Source organism: Streptomyces sp. NPDC050617 (genome assembly GCF_040654795.1).
Lineage (GTDB): Bacteria > Actinomycetota > Actinomycetes > Streptomycetales > Streptomycetaceae > Streptomyces.
On the sequence record NZ_JBFAIS010000010.1, the window covers coordinates 26,834 to 43,387 of the forward strand.

15 protein-coding genes and 2 pseudogenes are annotated in these 16,554 nt (G+C 71.7%); 5 read left to right on the top strand and 12 right to left on the bottom strand.

Annotation, left to right across the window (positions count from 1 at the left end):
• Positions 1-50: 50 nt before the first annotated feature.
• Positions 51-830 (top strand): annotated as a pseudogene (locus AB0I49_RS15695) (SURF1 family protein); the annotation flags it as partial.
• Here AB0I49_RS15695 and AB0I49_RS15700 read toward each other — a convergent pair.
• Entirely contained in the window at positions 817-2,748 is a 1,932-nt protein-coding gene (locus tag AB0I49_RS15700; protein WP_363227674.1) for a prolyl oligopeptidase family serine peptidase, read from the bottom strand. The pseudogene AB0I49_RS15695 and the gene AB0I49_RS15700 overlap by 14 nt on opposite strands.
• Before the next feature lie 109 nt (positions 2,749-2,857).
• Here AB0I49_RS15700 and AB0I49_RS15705 point away from each other — a divergent pair, with 109 nt between their 5' ends.
• Positions 2,858-3,685 (top strand): class I SAM-dependent methyltransferase, encoded by an 828-nt coding sequence (locus AB0I49_RS15705; RefSeq protein ID WP_363227503.1) that lies wholly within the window; start codon positions 2,858-2,860, stop codon positions 3,683-3,685.
• Positions 3,686-3,744: 59 nt separating this feature from the next.
• Positions 3,745-4,242, top strand: coding sequence for a pyridoxamine 5'-phosphate oxidase family protein (locus tag AB0I49_RS15710; RefSeq protein ID WP_363227504.1), 498 nt, complete (start codon positions 3,745-3,747; stop codon positions 4,240-4,242).
• A gap of 7 nt (positions 4,243-4,249) precedes the next feature.
• Here the strand turns inward: AB0I49_RS15710 and AB0I49_RS15715 are convergent, their stop codons facing one another.
• The 4 genes from AB0I49_RS15715 to AB0I49_RS15730 are packed head-to-tail and all read right to left on the bottom strand — an operon-like array spanning position 4,250 to position 7,915.
• Entirely contained in the window at positions 4,250-4,798 is a 549-nt protein-coding gene (locus AB0I49_RS15715) for a hypothetical protein (RefSeq protein WP_363227505.1), read from the bottom strand.
• 19 nt (positions 4,799-4,817) lie between these two features.
• Positions 4,818-5,360 carry a hypothetical protein gene (locus AB0I49_RS15720; protein ID WP_363227506.1) on the bottom strand — a complete coding sequence of 181 codons (543 nt, stop codon included), beginning with the start codon at positions 5,358-5,360 and terminating at the stop codon, positions 4,818-4,820.
• Positions 5,357-7,423 carry a hypothetical protein gene (locus AB0I49_RS15725; RefSeq protein WP_363227507.1) on the bottom strand — a complete coding sequence of 689 codons (2,067 nt, stop codon included), beginning with the start codon at positions 7,421-7,423 and terminating at the stop codon, positions 5,357-5,359. The genes AB0I49_RS15720 and AB0I49_RS15725 overlap by 4 nt, the downstream gene beginning before the upstream one ends.
• 39 nt (positions 7,424-7,462) lie before the next feature.
• Positions 7,463-7,915 carry a hypothetical protein gene (locus AB0I49_RS15730; protein WP_363227508.1) on the bottom strand — a complete coding sequence of 151 codons (453 nt, stop codon included), beginning with the start codon at positions 7,913-7,915 and terminating at the stop codon, positions 7,463-7,465.
• 163 nt (positions 7,916-8,078) lie between these two features.
• On the opposite strand from AB0I49_RS15730, the pseudogene AB0I49_RS15735 reads away from it, so the two are divergent.
• A pseudogene (locus tag AB0I49_RS15735) lies at positions 8,079-8,721 on the top strand (GNAT family protein).
• A gap of 22 nt (positions 8,722-8,743) precedes the next feature.
• Here the strand turns inward: AB0I49_RS15735 and AB0I49_RS15740 are convergent.
• On the bottom strand, positions 8,744-10,138 hold the full coding sequence (locus AB0I49_RS15740; RefSeq protein ID WP_363227509.1) for an MFS transporter: 1,395 nt from the start codon (positions 10,136-10,138) through the stop codon (positions 8,744-8,746).
• A 134-nt stretch (positions 10,139-10,272) separates the two neighbouring features.
• Here AB0I49_RS15740 and AB0I49_RS15745 point away from each other — a divergent pair, with 134 nt between their 5' ends.
• Entirely contained in the window at positions 10,273-11,202 is a 930-nt protein-coding gene (locus AB0I49_RS15745; RefSeq protein ID WP_363227510.1) for a LysR family transcriptional regulator, read from the top strand.
• Positions 11,203-11,247: 45 nt separating this feature from the next.
• On the opposite strand, the gene AB0I49_RS15750 is transcribed toward AB0I49_RS15745, so the two are convergent.
• From AB0I49_RS15750 to AB0I49_RS15775, 6 genes are all read right to left on the bottom strand, one after another.
• Complete coding sequence (locus AB0I49_RS15750) at positions 11,248-12,426, bottom strand: DUF1266 domain-containing protein (protein ID WP_363227511.1); 1,179 nt, start codon at positions 12,424-12,426, stop codon at positions 11,248-11,250.
• 131 nt (positions 12,427-12,557) lie between these two features.
• The gene (locus AB0I49_RS15755) at positions 12,558-13,841 is read right to left on the bottom strand and encodes a serine hydrolase domain-containing protein (protein ID WP_363227512.1); all 1,284 of its coding nucleotides are present in this window, start codon (positions 13,839-13,841) and stop codon (positions 12,558-12,560) included.
• A 40-nt stretch (positions 13,842-13,881) separates the two neighbouring features.
• On the bottom strand, positions 13,882-14,817 hold the full coding sequence (locus tag AB0I49_RS15760; protein ID WP_363227513.1) for a hypothetical protein: 936 nt from the start codon (positions 14,815-14,817) through the stop codon (positions 13,882-13,884).
• On the bottom strand, positions 14,814-15,641 hold the full coding sequence (locus AB0I49_RS15765; protein WP_363227514.1) for a hypothetical protein: 828 nt from the start codon (positions 15,639-15,641) through the stop codon (positions 14,814-14,816). The genes AB0I49_RS15760 and AB0I49_RS15765 overlap by 4 nt, the downstream gene beginning before the upstream one ends.
• Positions 15,638-15,823, bottom strand: a complete 186-nt coding sequence (locus AB0I49_RS15770; protein ID WP_363227515.1) for a hypothetical protein — start codon at positions 15,821-15,823, stop codon at positions 15,638-15,640. Before AB0I49_RS15770 ends, AB0I49_RS15765 begins: the two co-directional genes overlap by 4 nt.
• A gap of 126 nt (positions 15,824-15,949) precedes the next feature.
• Positions 15,950-16,501 carry a superoxide dismutase family protein gene (locus AB0I49_RS15775; protein ID WP_363227516.1) on the bottom strand — a complete coding sequence of 184 codons (552 nt, stop codon included), beginning with the start codon at positions 16,499-16,501 and terminating at the stop codon, positions 15,950-15,952.
• Positions 16,502-16,554: the final 53 nt, after the last annotated feature.

A 16,554-nucleotide genomic window follows, 5' to 3' on the forward strand; every position in this document is an offset into this window, starting at 1 on the left:
TGCGAGGGGGCGGGAGAGGCCCCGTTGCGGAGGGCCCGTACCGTGGGGGTGTGTATCGGTTCCTGCTGACTCCCCGCTGGTGGGGGATCAACCTCTTCGCCGTACTGGCCATTCCCTTCTGCCTGTTCATGGGCAGCTGGCAGCTCGGCCGCTTCGAATCGCGCGTCGACACCCACCGCGAGCAGCAGGTACAGGCGGACGACGCCAAGGCCGCGAAGGCCGAGCCGCTGGCCGATCTGCTCCCCGTCAGCACCAAGACCTCCGGGCGGCAGGCCAGCGCCACCGGGCGGTACGACACCGCGCACCAACTGCTCGTACCGGACCGCGAGCTGGACGACCGCACCGGCTTCTACGTCCTCACCCTGCTGCGGACCGACGGCGGCAAGGCGCTGCCCGTCGTACGGGGCTGGCTGCCCGGCGACGCGGGCTCCAAGGCCGACGTGGCCAAGGTGCCCGCACCGCCGGCCGGCGAGGTCACCGTCACCGGGGCGCTCCAGTCCTCGGAGGGCCCCAGCACCCGCGGCGTGCACAGCGACACCGGGCTGCCCGCGGGACAGCTCGGGATGATCAGCGCGGCATCGCTGGTCAACATCGTGCCGTACGGGGTGTACGACGCCTGGATCACCACGGACAAGGGCGGGGCCGGCCTGACGCCGGTCCCGGCCGCCGCCCCTCCCAACAGCGGCCTCGACCTCAAGGCGTTCCAGAACCTCGGTTACACCGGTGAGTGGTTCGTCTTCGCGGGCTTCGTCGTCTTCATGTGGTTCCGGCTGCTGCGCCGTGAGATCGAGGCGGAGCGGGATCTCGCGCTCGGCATCACCCCCGAGGAGCCCGGTCCGGGCGGCCCTCGGGGTCCGGGCGGTCCCGCGGCGCCGAAGGATCCCGCGGGTCCGGGCGATCCCGCGCAGTCGAGCGGCCCAGATGGCGCTGAGCGAACTCGATCTCCAGCCGGAGCTGCTTGATCCGCTCCTCGACCACCAGCGAGCCGTGCCCCGCGTCGTAGCGGTACACCTCGTGCGGGTGGTCGCGCCGCTCCAGGCGCTGCACGTAGTTCTCCACCTGGCGGATGGGGCAGCGCGGGTCGTTGACCCCCGCGGAGATGTAGACCGGGGCCCGTACGGCGTCCACGTAGGTCAGCGGGGAGGACGCCGCATAGCGCTCGGGCACCTCCTCGGGGGAGCCGCCCAGCAGCGTGCGGTCCATCGACTTCAGGGCCTCCATCTCGTCGTGGTACGCCGTCACGTAGTCGGCGACCGGGACCGCCGCGAGGCCCACCGCCCACGCCTCGGGCTGGGTGCCGAGACCGAGGAGCGTCAGATAGCCGCCCCACGAGCCGCCCGCCAGCACCAGCCGCTCGGGGTCGGCGAGCCCGGAGCCGACCGCCCACTCGCGGACCGCGGCGATGTCCTCCAGCTCGATCAGGCCGACGCGGTGCTTGAGCGCGTCCGTCCACTCCCGGCCGTAGCCGGTCGAGCCCCGGTAGTTGACCCGGATCACCGCGAAGCCGTGGTCGACCCAGGCGGCGGGGCCCGAGGCGAAGGCGTCGCTGTCGTGCCAGGTCGGCCCGCCGTGGATCTCGAAGACGGTGGGGAACGGGCCCTCGCCCGCCGGCCGCTGCACCAGCGCGTGCACCGTGCCACCGGGGCCCTCCACCCACGCGTCCGTGACGGGCACCGAGTCCGGGGCCTTGCTGAGCCCGTCCGGCAGGGCCGGGGGGTCGAGGACGACGCGGCCGCTCGTGGACCGTACGACCGGGGGCTGCGCCGCCGAGGACCACAGGAACTCGACCGTGCCGTCGGGCCGGGCGGTGGCGCCGGAGACCGTGCCGGAGGGGATCTCGACCCGCACGAGCTCGCCGGTGGCCAGCTCGTAGCGCCACAGCTCGCTGCGGGCCTGGTAGCTGTGGGAGACCAGGAGGGCGCCCGCGCTCGATTCGGTGCCCGCGTCCGAGGGGGCGGCGTCTTGGGGCTCCGGATACCACTCGGCGCCGATGTCGCCGGGGAGGTCGATGGCCAGCGCGGTCTCCTCGCCCGTCACCGCGTCCCAGATCATCGGCTCCCAGCGGCCGCGGCGCTGGTGCCCGACCAGCATCCGGGTGTCGCCCGCGCGGGGCGCGAACCCCATGACGGTCAGGCCCAGCTCCTCGGCGCCGTTCTTCGTGTCGTCCAGCTCGGAGACGACCGTTCCGTCCAGGCGCGTGACGCGGATCGCCGAGTGCATCGCGTCGCCGTGCTCGGTGTGCTCGATGGCGATCAGGGCGCCGTCGTGGCTGAGGTCGCCGACGCCGGCCGACTCGCGGTGCCGGTAGATCTCCACCGGCTCCGCGCCGGGCCGCACCACGTGGATGGAGGAGCCCTCGTCGTCCGTGGAACGGCCGACGACCGCCGTGCCGTCGCGGCCGAGCGCCAGGCCGCCCGAGTAGGAGGGGGCGAGCCCCGGGGTCGCCGGCTCGTCCTCGCGGCGGCCGTCCTCCCAGCCGAAGAAGGGCTGGCGCTTCCAGACGCCGAACTCGTCGCCGTCGGTGTCCGAGAACCACCAGATCCACTCGCCGTCGGGCGACAGCACCCCGTCCGTCGTGCCGTTCGGCCGGTCCGTCGCCTGGCGCTGGGCGCCCGTGGCCCGGTCCCAGGCGTACAGCTCGAAGGTGCCCGTCGCGTTCGACACGAACAGCGAGCGGTCCGGGGCGTCCTCCGCCCAGTCCGGCAGGCCGACGCGCGGTGCTCTGAATCGCTTTTCCCAGTCCGGCATGGACGACGGCGTCGCGGCTGGTCCGTTGCTCTGTGTCATGCCCCCATTCTGCGCCGGGCCGGTGACAACCCGCTGGCGAGGGCTCAAGCCTGTGGATAACCTCACCGGCATGCACAGACCCATGGCCCCCGACGACTGGCGCGAGGCGAATCGCGCGATGTGGGACGAGCGCGTGCCCATCCACGTCGGCAGCGACTACTACGACCTCGAAGCCTTCCGCCGCGACCCGGACTCCCTGCGCGGGTTCGAGGCCGAGGAGGTGGGTGATGTGACCGGCCGCACGCTCCTGCACCTCCAGTGCCACATAGGGCTCGACACCCTCTCGTGGGCCCGCCGGGGCGCCCGGCAGGTCGTGGGCCTGGACTTCTCCGAGCCCGCCGTCGAGGCCGCCCGCGACATCGCCGCCAGCCTCGGCCTCGGCCCGGACCGGGCCTCCTTCGTGGCCGCCGACGTGTACGACGCCGCCGAGGCCGTGCCGGACTCCGCGTACGACATCGTCTACACGGGCGTGGGCGCCCTGTGCTGGCTGCCCGACATCGTCCGCTGGGCCGAGACCGCGGCGTCCCTCGTCGCGCCCGGCGGGTTCCTCTACCTCGCCGAGTTCCACCCGATGACGGACGCGCTGGACGACGAGACCGGCGGGCGGGTCGCCTACGACTACTTCAGCCGCCAGCCGTGGGTGGACGAGAGCCCCGGCACGTACGCGGACCTCGAAGCGGCCACCGTCAGCAACCGCAGCGTCGAATGGCAGCACACGCTCGGCGACGTGGTCTCCGCCCTGGCGGCGGCCGGGCTGCGCATCGACTTCCTGCACGAGCACGACATCACGCTCTTCCAGCGCTTCGGGTCGCTGGAGCACCGGGACGGCTACTACCGCCTGCCGGCGGACCGGCCGCGCATCCCGCTGATGTACTCGCTGCGGGCTTCGCGGCCGTGAGCGGTGACCGATGGGCGGTGGGCGGGGCCGTTGTCAGTGGCCGGGTTCACACTGAGGCCATGTACGAGACACCCGAGGAACTGACGGCTCTCCAGCGGCTCCTGGACGACAGCTTCGCGGCTTCCGGCCGGTACCTCCGCTCTGTCCTCCGCGAGGAACGCCGGCTGGACGCCGCCGGCGTCGTGGACAGGCTGCGCGGCATCTCGACGATGGCCCTGGCCACGGTCACGGCCAGCGGCGAACCCCGTGTCGCCCCGGTCGACGCCATCTTCTACCGCGCCCGCTTCGTCTTCGGCACCGGCCCGAACTCCTACCGCCTCCGCCACATCCGCGCCCGCCCCTCCGTCAGCGCCACCGTCTTCGACGGCGAACGCCTCCAGATCACGGCCCACGGCAAGGCGACCCCCCTCGCCCTCGCCGAAGAGCCGGGCCTCGAAGCCTTCTTGACCGAGTTGTACGGGAAGGAGGCGTGGGACAGCTGGATGCGCGACATCCCGTGGTTCCGCATCGACGCGGACAAAATGATCACGTTCCGGAACCCGGAGGGCACCCGATGACGCCGGACTACTTGCCGCAGCCCATCGCTTCGGAGCCGACGGGGAGGTAGGACTTGGCGAAGCGCTGGATCTTGGCCCGGAGACTGTCGGAGCTTTTCACCAGAGAGCCGAATACGTGAATCTCCAGGACGTAGCTCGACTTCTTCCCGCGGTACGTACAACGGTTCACGACGTACGCCCCGTTGTTCGCCAGCATGCCGTCGTCGCCGATATCGGCCTTGTGCAGGTTCTTCAACTGCCGAAGCGGTTGCCAGGCGTAGGTCGTGGCGTCGATGGCGCCGGGAGCGCGTGCGTCTTCGATGTAGAGGACGAGTTCCTTGTCGACGCTCACCCGACACGTCTCGCTCCAGTCGTCCTCCAGCCCCTGCCGCACGTCTATCCGCTCGCCGGCGGGGAGCAGCGGCCTGAGCAACTGGGGGGCGACCTTCTTGCCGCACAGCGATTCCGGGACGGCGTAACCCTCGGATTCCCCACACCCACCCGCCCCCGCGAGCACTACGATCATCGCCAAGGTGTACGTGATCCATTTCGCCCTGCCCTCGATATTCATGTCCATCCACCGGCCCTTCGGGTGCTCAGCTGCCGCAGCCCATCGCTTCGGCTCCTACCGGGAGGTAGGACGCGGCGAAGCGGGCGAGCTTGGTTCGGAGGGGGGCATTCTGGGCGGGCTTGGTGTTTTCGAGGGAGATGTCGAGGATGTAGAAGCTCTTCTTTCCTTGGTGCGGGCAGGAGTTGACGGAGAGAACCGCACTGTCCGCGCTCACACTGTCGTCGCCGAAGCGAGCCTTCTCGGGGTTCGCGAACCTGCCGGGGTGGCTCTTCGCGAACGCGGCGGCATTGACGGCGGCTTGCTGCTTGATTTCGTCGATGTGCAATGTCGGTGTTCCGTCGACTGACAACTCACAAACCGATTCGTTCGCACCGAGGTTCTTGCTGTTCGCCTTCAGCGATTCGCCGGACGGCAGCAACTCGCCGAGCAGCTTGGCGTCGACCTTCTTGCCGCACACCGTGTCCGGGACGGCGTAGCTCTGGGAACCGCCGCAGGCGACTGCGCCTGAGAGCAGTGCGGCAGATATCGCAACCTGAGTGATCCGCTTACACTCCAGTCCTCGGATCACTGCTCGCCCGCCAGCCCCTTGGCGCGGCTGTTCCCGTCATACGCGGCACCGCCGATGTCGTGCTTCAGGACGTAGTCACTGTTCGCGTTCGGGTGGTGCGGGTTGGCCTTGACCCATTCCACCTCCAGCGCCCTCAGCTGTTCCTCGCGCACGCTGAACGTCTCGTTGTTCTTGTCGCTGAGCTCTCCGTCGATCCGCTTCTGCTCTTCCAACTGCCAGGCGTAGGCGACAGCGTCGACGCCTCGCTGGGTGGCGTCGCCGAGAACGGGGATGAAGTTCGCGGCCCCGCCGATGAGGTGGTAACCCCATTTCGCATCCCAGGACGGGTCTTCCTTGTCCGTTTTCAGCGCCAGGTAGCGGGCCTCTTCCAGGAAGCCGGTCGTGTGACCGGCGCGTAGCAGTGTCTCCCGAGGGTCGCTGGGGTGGCCTTCGTGAATCTGGTGGACCATTTCCCGGTTGAGCCCCTCGTTGAGGATGCCGTACGCATTCTGGTCACGAGAGACCTGTTTGGCGACATCCAGGAGCTGCTTACGGTCCAGCGGGGTCGACTCGGCGTCGAGGCTGCTCGCCGCACGGTGCACCGTGTCGCCGTGGTTGGCGAGGACCTTCGCCATGTCGTCGCGTATCTCCGGCGGGAAGTCGTCACCCGTTTCCGACAGGTAGCGCAGCGAACGGTCCAGTACCTGCTGGTGTTCGACCGTGTGTTCCACGAACGGCGCCTTCGTATCGTCGGCGGTCATGCCCGTGGCGGCGGAGAAGAGAGCCGCGCCGGCGGCGTCGCGGGCGGCCAGGGGGCCGTCGTCCTTCATGCCGTCGGGGAAGTAGAGCCGGTCCTTGAGGAGGTATTCGGCGTTGTCCTGGGGATCGGTGGTGTTGAAGAACGTGGTGGACGCGGCGGGGTTGTGGCTGAGGGCCTTGAGGAAGCCCGTCATCGGGTCGCGGCCGAAATCGTTGTCGGCGCCGAAGTTGAGGTGGTTGTTCTGGACCAGGGGGCCGTTCCAGAAGTTCCGGGGGAGCTTCATGTCCTTGTCGGTCTTGGCCAGGGCGTTGCCGTAGTCGTTGAGGAAACTCTTCTCGTAGACGCCCGTGCGCATCAGGTTGCTCATGACCTGGAAGCCGTACGCCTTCTGGTGGTTGGGCAGGTCCAGCACCTCGGGGCCGAGGTGGATGATGTCCTGCTTCCACTGCCGCATCTGGGGGCTGTCGCTGTGCGTCGCCTGGGCCAGTACGAGGCCGAGGTTCTTCTGCGTCTCGCCCAGTTCCCTGATGCGGGCGTCGCTCGGGCGTGGGGACTGGCGCGGGTCGGTGAGGCCCGCGTAGAAGTCGAGCGTTCCCTCGGCGCCGAGCCGGGTGGCGAAGCGCTCGGAGAAGACGGGGTTGTCCTGGTTGTCGGCGAGCAGCCCGTTGAAGCGGGCGAGTTCGGCGTCCGACATCTTGGGGCCCTTGGAGGCCAGTTGAACGGCGGCTTCGGCGTCCTGGAGGGACCGTTCGCGGTCTTGCTTCTTGAAGTCCGCCAGGGAGGCGTAGCTGTCGCTGCCGAAGTCGTACGGGTGCTTGGCGACGATGGCGTGCAGGGCGCGTGCCACCGTCTCGTCGGCCTCGGTCGCGTTGTTCAGGGCCCGGGTGATCTGGTCGCGGACGGAGTCCATGGTCTCCATGCTCGGGCCGGGGTCGGTGTTCCCCTTTCCGCGCCGGTCCGGGTGCACGGAGCGGGCTACGACGCCGTCCGGCCAGATGGTGACGCCTTTCGGCGGGTGGTCGACGATGTGGCGCAGGTCGTTCTTGGCGGCCTGGAAGGCGGCGTGCCCGTCCCGGAGGATGTTGCGGATGCTCGTCGCCTGGGTGACGGCGTCGCGGAACTCCTTGGTGGTCTTGTCGACGAACGGCCTGGTGACGGAGGCGTTGGCGCCCTGCCAGCGGGCCTTGTCCGACTGTGCCTTCATGCCGTTGCCCGCCTCGTCGGCGAGTTGGTCCAGCTTGGTGATCATGGCGGACCAATCGCCGACCGCGTCGTTCAGTTTCCCCAAGCGGGCGTGCAGTACGTCCTCGAATTTCAGCGTCATCCCCGGATCCCCTCCCTTTCCGCTGAATCAGCCGCTGAATCAGCTGTAGTACTCGGCGATACGGGACGGTGTCATCGCCTTCTTCTGCGCGTCCCGCATGGTGGTGGCGATCTTCTGGTCCTCCGCGCCGTAGGCCTTGGAGGAGTAGTCCAGGTGGTTGGAGATGTGCGCGCACGCCTCCAGCAACGTCTTGACCTGGGTGTCCCAGGTGGACGAGAGCTTGGTGAGGGCCGCGCCGGCCGTGAAGTGGCTTCCGGTAAGTTCGGTGCCCGCGTCTTCGCTGGCGGTTTTCGCGTGACTGCCGGCGGCCGTCAGGCCGCCGTGCAGGCGGTGCGCGGAGTGGCCGACCACCCCGAGGTCGTCCTGCGCGACGATCAGGTCCTCCTGGCCGCCGCCGTCGCCGGTCGTCGTCCCGTTCAGTCTCGTTCGGGCCGCGGAACTCTGCTGTGCGGCGCGGACCTTGGCCTGGGCCCACTCGGTGTCGAATACCATGCCTGCCCCCCCGGCGGGAATTGTTGATCTTCGTTGGGGGCTCACGCTACCCAGGCCGCCATGGCGATGCCAGGACTCGCTGAAACGGTTGCCGAATCCTGACGCGGGCGTATTGCGGCTAATTCGTTCGACGCGGCGGCGGGCCGTTCGGCAGGCTCTCGTCATGAGAGCGGATGTCTGGCCGTTGTACGGCCTGCGGATCACCACGCCACGTCTCGAACTGCGGCTGCCGGACCTGGAAAGCCTGGCGGAGCTGTCGCGGGTCGCCGCGGGCGGGGTGCACGACGCGGCGGAAATGCCGTTCACCGTGCCGTGGACGGATACGGGGCCCGAGGAGCGGGGGCGGGCGACCTTTCAGCATGTGCTGAGCACCGTCGCCCAGTGGCAGCCGGACAAGTGGACCCTGAGCCTCGCGGTGCGGTGCGGCGGGACGGTGGTCGGGCGGCAGGATCTCGGGGGCAGTGGGTTCGCCGTGACGCGTGAGGCCGAGACCAGGTCGTGGCTGGGGGGCCGTTCACCAGGGGCGGGGGATCGGGACGGAGATGCGGGCGGCGGTGCTGCACCTGGCCTTCGAGGGACTCGGGGCGCGCAGTGTGACGTCCGCCGCGATGACGGACAACCCGTGCTCCCTCGGCGTCTCCCGGCGGCTCGGCTACCGCGACGACGGGCTCCTCGTGGCGTCCGTACGCGGCGAGGCCCGTACCCTGCGACGGCTTCGGCTGGACCGGGCCGGCTGGGAGGCGCGCCGTACGGTCCCGGTCGGGGTGGAGGGGCTGGAGCCGGCTCGGGCGCTCTTCGGAGTGTGAGGGGGCGAGGGCGGGGCCGGGCTTACGCGTGGGATTCCTCCTGCTCGGTTGGCCCAACCGAAGCGGGGGCGGCCTGCTCGGTCGGCGGGGCCGAAGCGGGAGCAGCCTGTTCGGCTTGCGGGGCCGGGCCGGGAGCGGCGTCGTCAGCTCCGGGCCCGGTCCCCGTCGTGTTCTCGTCGTCCGCCCGCCCTCGTAGCAGGAGCGGCGTCGTCAGCAGTAGGACGCCCGCCAGGGCTATTGCCGTGCGTGGGCCCGTGAAGCCCGCCAGTAGGCCCCAAAGGCCCGTCATCACCGCTGTCGTGGCCTTTGTCGTGACTGACCACGCGGACAGCGTGCGCGCGATGCGGTCGTTCGGGGTGTGGTGCAGGCGGTAGGCGGACAGGAGGGTGTTGTAGAGGCTGGCGAAGACGATCAGGCCGAACTCCACGACCATGACCAGTACGAGGCCGGCGACGCCGGGGCCGATGAAGGCCAGGCCGAGCGGCCAGCAGGCCCGCAGCGCCCCCGCCGTGCGCAGCACCTTGTGCTGCCCGAACCGTGTGACCAGCGGCTGCGCCAGTCGGGAGCCGAGCAGGCCGCCCAGGCAGGGCACCGCGAAGGCGAGCCCGTACTGCCAGGGCGCGAAGCCCAGGCGGCCGAGCATGAGGACGGCCAGCAGCGGGGTGGACGCCATGATCAGGCTGTTGACCAGGGCGTTGTTGATGAGCAGTGGGCGCAGTGCCGGGTTGGTGAGGATGTAGCGCCAGCCGTCCAGTACCGAGCCGGGGCCGCGCCCCTGCCGTTCCTCGGTCCGTACCGGGCGGGGTTCCGCGCCGCCGATCGCCCGGATGCCCACCGCCGAGAGCAGATAGCTGACGGCGTCCGCGGTCACCGTCAGCACCGGGCCGAACACCCCGATCGCGGCCATCCCGAGCGGCGGTCCGAGCACGGCGGCGGTCCAGGTCGTGGCCTCGAAGCGGGAGTTCGCGACGATCAGGTCCCGCGGCTGTACGAGCGCCTTGAGGCACGCCCCCGCCGCCGCGTTGAAGGTGATGCCGGACGCCGCCACGGTCACCGCCACGACCAGGAGCTGGGTGAAGCCGAGCCACCCGAGTGCGAACGCGACCGGGATGCTCGCCATCGCCGCGAACCGGAGCAGGTCCATCGCGATCATCACCGGCCGTTTGCGGCGGAACTCCACCCACGGCCCGAGCGGCACCGCCACCACCGCGCCCACCGCCGTACCGGCCGCCGCCAGCACCGATACCTCCGCCGTCCCGGAGTGCAGCACCAGGATCGCGATCAGCGGAATCGCGTCGAACGCCAGCCAGGTGCCGAAGGCGCTCACCGCGTACGCCCCCCACAGCCAGCCGAATGGGCGGCCCAATGGGCGGTCGGCTGCCCGGCCTGGCGATCTTCTGACCGGCGTCTTTCGCATCCCCGCGCCTCCCCCTTGTTCGCGTACCGCGGCCCCTACGACCGGCACATCAAAGCCAGCCGCCCGGCCGCGGGGCAAACAACCGACGCGCCCCCGCACCGACAACCGCACGTTGTCGGGCTACGATTCCGGGCGTGGATCTGGACGCCGTGCGCACCTTCGTAGCCGTCACGGACGCGGGGACGTTCCATGAAGCCTCCGACGGCCTTTCGATCACCCAGCAGGCCGTCTCCAAGCGCGTCGCCGCCCTGGAGAAGAGCCTCGGCGTGCGGCTGTTCACGCGGACCGCGCGCGGGGCGCGGCTCACCGTCGACGGGCAGGCGTTCCTGCCCCACGCCCGCGAGCTGCTCCGGGCCGAGGAGCGGGCGGCCGCGTCCGTACGGCCCGGAAGCCGCGCGCTGCGCGTCGACGTGATCGGCCGGCGGCTCGCGCCGGGCGGGCTGCTGAGCCGTTTCCACCGCGCGCACCCCGGCACCGACCTCGACGCCGTCACGCTCTTCGACGCCGACGCCGCCATCTCCGCCGTCCGCACCGGCGCGATCGACGCGGCGTTCCGCGCGGTCACCGCGCCCGCGCGGCAGCTGCCCGACGGCATCGAGGCCGTACGCGTCCACGACGAGCCGTTACAGCTCCTGACCGGCCCGGACCACGAGTTCGCCGACGTCGGCGCCATCACCCCCGCGCGGCTCGCCGGGCACAGGATCTGGATGCCCGGAGTCGTCGCGGGCACCGAGTGGGCCGCCTACTACGAGGATTTCGCCGCCGCGTTCGGGTTCACCATCGAGGCGAGCGGACCCGACTTCGGAACCGAACCGCTCCTCGACACGATCGCCGGATCAGCGGAGCTCGCGACCTTCGTCGGTGCGGAGACCCGCCTCGTCTGGCCCCCCGAGGACGACCTGCGCCGCGTCGACGTGCACGACCCGACGCCGGTCTACCCGCACTCCCTGATCTGGCGCGCCGACAACCCCCACCCGGCCCTCGCCCGGCTCCGCGCACACTTGGCGAACGCCCCTGACCGGCCCGGCGGCGCCGGGACATGGGTGCCCGAATGGGCACGATGAGCCGATGTCGATGCCGATGCCGGCGCTAACTCCGACTCCGACGTTCTACGACTGCTCCCAGGGAATCGCCCGCCACGGCCCCGCCGGGTCCTCCATGAGCATCCGGTGCGGCTTCAGCACACTCGCGTACCAGGCGCCGAACTCGTCGCCGTCGAACCGCAGCAGCCGCCCGAGCGCGTACCCCGCCGAGAACTCCGCCCACGACGCGTAGTGTTCGCGGCTCAGCGCCCCCGCCCGTACGATCGCCGCCTGCGCGACGTCCGCGCCGCACAGCCGCGCGCTGAACCCCCAGCGGGCGAAGTTGACCCCGCGCCCGTAGTCGTACGCGACCGCGCTGGTCACGACGGTGTCGGGCGGCAGCAGGCCGTCGGCCCTGAAACGCGCCTCGTAGGCGAGGATGCGACCGATGACGCGCTGGATCGCGGCGTCGGCGCTCGGCGGGGCCGCCAGTTGGTCGAGCGCTTCGGTGCAGGCGCGGCGCCAGTCGTCGTGGGTGGGTGGTACGCGCCAGGCGCGGGTGAGCCGTTGACGTACCCGAAGAGCGAATTCCGGTTCCGCCGGGCTGTTCTCGGCGGCGAGGAGCGTGTCCATGTGCTCCTGCCAGTCCCGCGCGGTGGTCGTGCCCCACAGGTCGCGGAGGAGGTGGCGGTCCTGCTCGTAGTCGTCGTAGACGTCGTCGAGGTCGTTCCACATCACGCCGTTGGTCACCGCCAGCAGCGCCCCGCAGCCGAGCCCGTGCGCCAGCGGGCCGCTCAGGGGGCCGGTGGCCTTGGTGAGCAGCCGCATCGGCCGCTCGTTCCTCGGAACGCCCCGGGCGGCCTTCTTGGACACGCGCTTCCAGCGCAGGAGGTCGCGCGGACGGGCCGTCAGATACATCTCGACGGGCGTGCCAGGGTTGACCAGGAGGGCGAGGCGCGGGTCGGCCCAACTGCGGGCGAGGGTGTCCAGGGTGGTGCGGACGGCGACGATGCCGGGGCGGCGCGGCAGCCGCTCGCCGACCGTACGGACGATCAGGCAGCCGCTGGAGATGCTGCGCCAAGGGGCGTCGCCGCCCGCGTCGACCTGGTCCTTGGCGACATACCCGACCAGATCGGCCCCCGCGAGTACCCGCAGACACCCCTTGTTGTCCCCGCGCCCCACGGCCTCCATCAGCTGCCGCTCGACCTCGGTGACCGGCTGCCATGAGCGGGTGACCGTCTTCGCGCGCGCCCTTGAAGTGCTCACCGGCCAACTCTACTGAGGGGGGTCGCGGGGCTGCCGGGGGGTTGCCGGGGGCGGGGGCTGTTGGGGGGCGTTGGGAGGCGTCGGGTCGCTGGGGGCGGGCAGGGCCTGAAGGGGCGTCAGGTGTGGGCTGGTCAGGCCGTATGGATGAGTCGCGCCAGTGCGTCGTACGCCTCCTGGATGAGCGTATTTCCGTGTTCCGGTGCGCAGTTGGCGAGGGCGACCAGGGCGACGTCGTGGCGCGGGCTGAACCCCGCGAAGGACGTGCAGCCGAGGGTGCCGCCGGAGTGGTGGTAGAGCGCGGAGCCGTCGGGCAGGGGGCGGACGTTCCAGACGAGGGCGAGGCCGTCCCTTCCGCGCGGCATGGTGAGCCGGGGGCGGGTTACGTCCTGAAGTGCGGTCCGTAGCGGGGCCGGCAACGGGCCCGGCAACGGGGCCGATGGTGGGCCCGGTGGCTTCGTACTCGTACCGGCCCCGCCGCCCTCCGCGCCGTGCGTCAGCGCCTCCGCGTACGCGAGCAGGTCGCGCGCGTCGGCGCGGGCCGCCCCGGCCGCGGGCATGCCGGGGATGGCGAAGGGGGGACGGGGCCTGCGGCGCCGGTAGCCGGTGGCCTCGGGGTCCCCGCCGCCCGCGCGCGGCACGCAACTCGTACCGCTCAAACCGAGCGGTGACAGAACGCGGGAGGCCAGCAGCTCCTCGTACGAGAGGCCGCCGCCGGCCGCGCCGCACAGGGCGTGGCCCAGCAGCCCCACGCCGAAGTTGGAGTACCGCAGCCGGCTGCCGGGCCGGAAGCGCAGCCGGGTGCGGGACAGGGCGTGCAGCACGTCCGCGCCGGTGAACGCCGCGTAGGGGTTGGCGAACAGCCGGCGGCCGGCCGTCGCCAGCAGGCCGGGGGGCAGCCGGGGGAGCCCGGAGGTGTGGGTGGCCAGGTGGGTCAGGGTGATGGCCTCGGCGCCGGCCGGGTAGCGGGTGCCCGGCGGCAGATGGCGTACGGCGCTGTCGTGGTGGCCGACCTCGCCGCGGGCCGCCAGCTCGGCGAGGAGCAGCGCGGTGAACGTCTTGGTGAGCGAACCGATCTCGAAGCGGGTACGGGCGTCGGCCGGGTCCCCTCCCTCGTACTCGGTGCTGCCTCGGGCGATGAAGGTCCGCTGTCCGCGGTGGTAGAGGCCGGCTACGACGGCGCTCGCGCCGGGGGCGGCGGACAGCAGGGCACTGGGCGGCTGCGGGCCGGGCGGCGTGGCGCCGGGCGGCGTGGCGCCGGGCGGCGTGGCGTCGGGCAGCGTGGCGTCGGGAGGGGGTGTGCTGGGCAGTGGTGTGCCGGGTAGTCCGTCGGCGTCCATGGGCGTCATGACGCGGTCCGTGCGGGGGTCGTCCGGAGAGTCCGTGGCGGGCGCGCCCTGGAAGTCCGTACCGGCCACGCCCCGTAAACCCCCGCCGTGCCCGCCCCCGAGCAGAGCGTCACGAGGCGGGCTGTCCCGGTTCGTTCAGCGCCCGGTTGAGGGCGAGGGTTCCGGCGACGACGGCGACGATGGTGGTGTGCTGGTGGTCCTCGAAGCGTTGGGCCGGGTCGTCGTCGACGGGGTTGTCGTCGCGGGGCACCATGCCGTCGGCGTGCTGGACCTCCGCCAGCCGCTGCCAGTCCTCGGCCTCGGTGCGGGGCTCGGGCAGGCAGTTGCCGACGATCAGCAGCTCGGCCATCAGGTCCCACTGGCTGACCTCGGCCCAGATGTCCGTCCACATCGGCAGCCAGTGGCCGAGATAGCCGACGACGTCTCCGGGGAGCCCGCCGGGAACGCGTCCCCAGTCGGTGAGGTGGAAGACGGTGTGGGTGACGGCGTAGCCGGTCAGCCAGTCGATGTGCCAGGGCTCCGGCATCCTGCCGAGCCAGGTCTCGCGGGTCAGCGACGCCCAGTCGTGGGCCCCGGCGCCGTGGTCGTGGCCGGTGATGCGCGCGGCGTTGGCGACGGCGAGCCGGCGGTTGGGAATGTGCTCGGAGGCGTGTGTCGCCCGCAGGGTGACCGTATGGGCGAGAAGCCCTTCCAGCAGGGTGTGGCGGTAGCCGGCGCGGGCGAAGTGGGCGTAGGTCTCCAGCGGGTCGGTCTGGAGGGGGTGCCGCAGGAGGCGCTCGTACAGCAGTGTTCCGTCGCCCAGCTGTTCCCAGCCGAAGTCCAGCAGCTCGCGCGCGAGGGTGAGTTCCGTCGTCCCGGCCGCGCCGTCGCGGAGGACGAGGGAAGCGGCGAGCGCCGTCTCGGCGAGCGCCTTGTACGTCTCTCCCTCCTCGCCGAGGTCGGCGCGCGGCAGCTTGGAGAGCGCCCCGTACTCGCGGTTGGCGTGGAGCCAGGCCAGGGCCCGGCTGCTGATGTCGTGCGCGGTCCGTGTCGGGACGGGGCTCATGCGGGCTCCAGGCCGAGGAGTCGGCGGGCGATCGCGGCGTCCAGGGCGAGGCGTCCGCCGTCGCCGCCGGCCAGTTGGATGTAGGTCGTCAGCGGCGCCGGGTCGAGCGGCAGCGCGACGCCGTCGGCTTGCAGCCAGGCCAGCCAGCGGGCGATGCGCGCGGCGGTGGGGAAGTCGCGCCGCAGGGTGGCCCGGCCCGCGCCGCGGGCGAGGCCGAGGGCGCCGGCTCGGGCGGCGTCGTGGACGGGCCCGTCCAGGCCGGGGAGGGCGAGCGAGGCGAGCCGCCCCATGCGTACGGACCAGGGCGCCCAGCCTTCTCGTACGCCGCTGTCCGGGCCGCTGTCTGGGCCGCTGTCCGGGCCGCCGTCCGCGGTGGGCGGTAGGTGGCGGGGCGCGGAGTCGTCGTACCGGGGAGGGCCCTGGGGGTGCGGCGGCTGGAGGGGCGGGGCGCCCGTGGCGTCCGGTGGGTCGTCGGCGGCCAGCAGGGTGAGCAGCCCCCAGTCGGCCCACGCCATGACCCAGGGCTGTTCCTCTCCCGCGGGCGGCGCGGCGGGCGGCGGCTGTACGGGCGGCAGCGCGTCGAGCGCGAGGCGTACCGCCTCGGCCTCGCCCGGAGGCCGGGGCCGTCCGGTGAGCGCGTAGGGCGCGAGAACGTCGGCGCCGAGCAGGCGCACCGCGCCGAGGGCGACCGCCGGGTCGTCCGCCTCCTCCACATGGGCCGCCGCCACAGACGTGCCCTCGACGCCGCGGAGGACGTCGAGGGCACGGCCGGCCAAATGGCCGACGGATTCGCTGTGGGCGGTCCGTGACCGCTCGGAGATCACTTGCGCTTCGGCCCCTTGGGCGAGAGGGCCAGCCCTGCCAGCAGCAGGCCGGAACCGCCGCCGATGCCTTCCGGCGAGGGGACGGGAGCGTCGCTGAGCGGCGCTTCGGGCTGGGTCATCAGGTGGCCGAGGGTTTCCTCGTCGAGTGCGAGGCCAGTCGGCTTGAGAGTCTGGACAAGCATCTTTCGTTCCTCCGCAGAGATTCATCACCACAGCCGGTGATGCCCCGATACGCTGTCCAATTTAACCCCATATGCCCCATCGCGCTCGTCGGCGGAGCCGCAGCGCCGCAGGGGGCCCGCAGGACGTCAGGCGAACGGCACGTTCACGCACGCGAGGCGGGCCCCGGCCATGCCGGCGTGGCCGGGCTCGGTCGAGGTCTTGTGCTCGTGGACGACCACGGACCGCGCCTCCCCGTACCGGAAGTGCCAGCTCTGAGCCGCGCGCGAGCGCCCGTCGCCGTCCTCGTCGGTGGTGAGGTCGAGCCACACCTCGTTGCGCGGGTTGGCGTACGCGGGATCGGTGGAGGGCTGCTTGGGGTCGCGTACGTCCTGGTAGTGCGGCCCGGAGTCCTCCGGCTTGGCGCCGCACGGCTTGGAGTGCGCGTGCGCGCCGAACGTGCGGTTCGCCTGCACCCCCTCCAGGCGCAGGGCGACGGTGGTCCCCCCGCCCTCGTGCCGCCGCTCGGTGACCACCACGCGGGCGGCCTCGGGCACGGAGACCGGGTCGTAGGTGACGGCCGTGTACGGGGGGTGAGCGGCGGAGCCGAAGTGCTCGTCGACGGTCACGGTGGTGCTGTGCACTCCCGCGGTCGGGCTCAGGGCCACGGCCGCGGTCAGCATGGTCGCAACGAAGGGCATGTCCACTCCCTGACGGGTTCCACTCCCTGGCGGGAGGGATCGGATGCGGATGG

Coding starts and splice junctions, on each gene's coding strand:
- AB0I49_RS15740 (WP_363227509.1), bottom strand. CDS start 10,138: ATGCGAAAGACGCCGGTCAGAAGATCGCCAGGCCGGGCAGCCGACCGC.
- AB0I49_RS15730 (WP_363227508.1), bottom strand. CDS start 7,915: ATGGTATTCGACACCGAGTGGGCCCAGGCCAAGGTCCGCGCCGCACAG.
- AB0I49_RS15715 (WP_363227505.1), bottom strand. CDS start 4,798: ATGGACATGAATATCGAGGGCAGGGCGAAATGGATCACGTACACCTTG.
- AB0I49_RS15705 (WP_363227503.1), top strand. CDS start 2,858: ATGCACAGACCCATGGCCCCCGACGACTGGCGCGAGGCGAATCGCGCG.
- AB0I49_RS15770 (WP_363227515.1), bottom strand. CDS start 15,823: ATGCTTGTCCAGACTCTCAAGCCGACTGGCCTCGCACTCGACGAGGAA.
- AB0I49_RS15725 (WP_363227507.1), bottom strand. CDS start 7,423: ATGACGCTGAAATTCGAGGACGTACTGCACGCCCGCTTGGGGAAACTG.
- AB0I49_RS15760 (WP_363227513.1), bottom strand. CDS start 14,817: ATGAGCCCCGTCCCGACACGGACCGCGCACGACATCAGCAGCCGGGCC.
- AB0I49_RS15700 (WP_363227674.1), bottom strand. CDS start 2,748: ATGCCGGACTGGGAAAAGCGATTCAGAGCACCGCGCGTCGGCCTGCCG.
- AB0I49_RS15710 (WP_363227504.1), top strand. CDS start 3,745: ATGTACGAGACACCCGAGGAACTGACGGCTCTCCAGCGGCTCCTGGAC.
- AB0I49_RS15775 (WP_363227516.1), bottom strand. CDS start 16,501: ATGCCCTTCGTTGCGACCATGCTGACCGCGGCCGTGGCCCTGAGCCCG.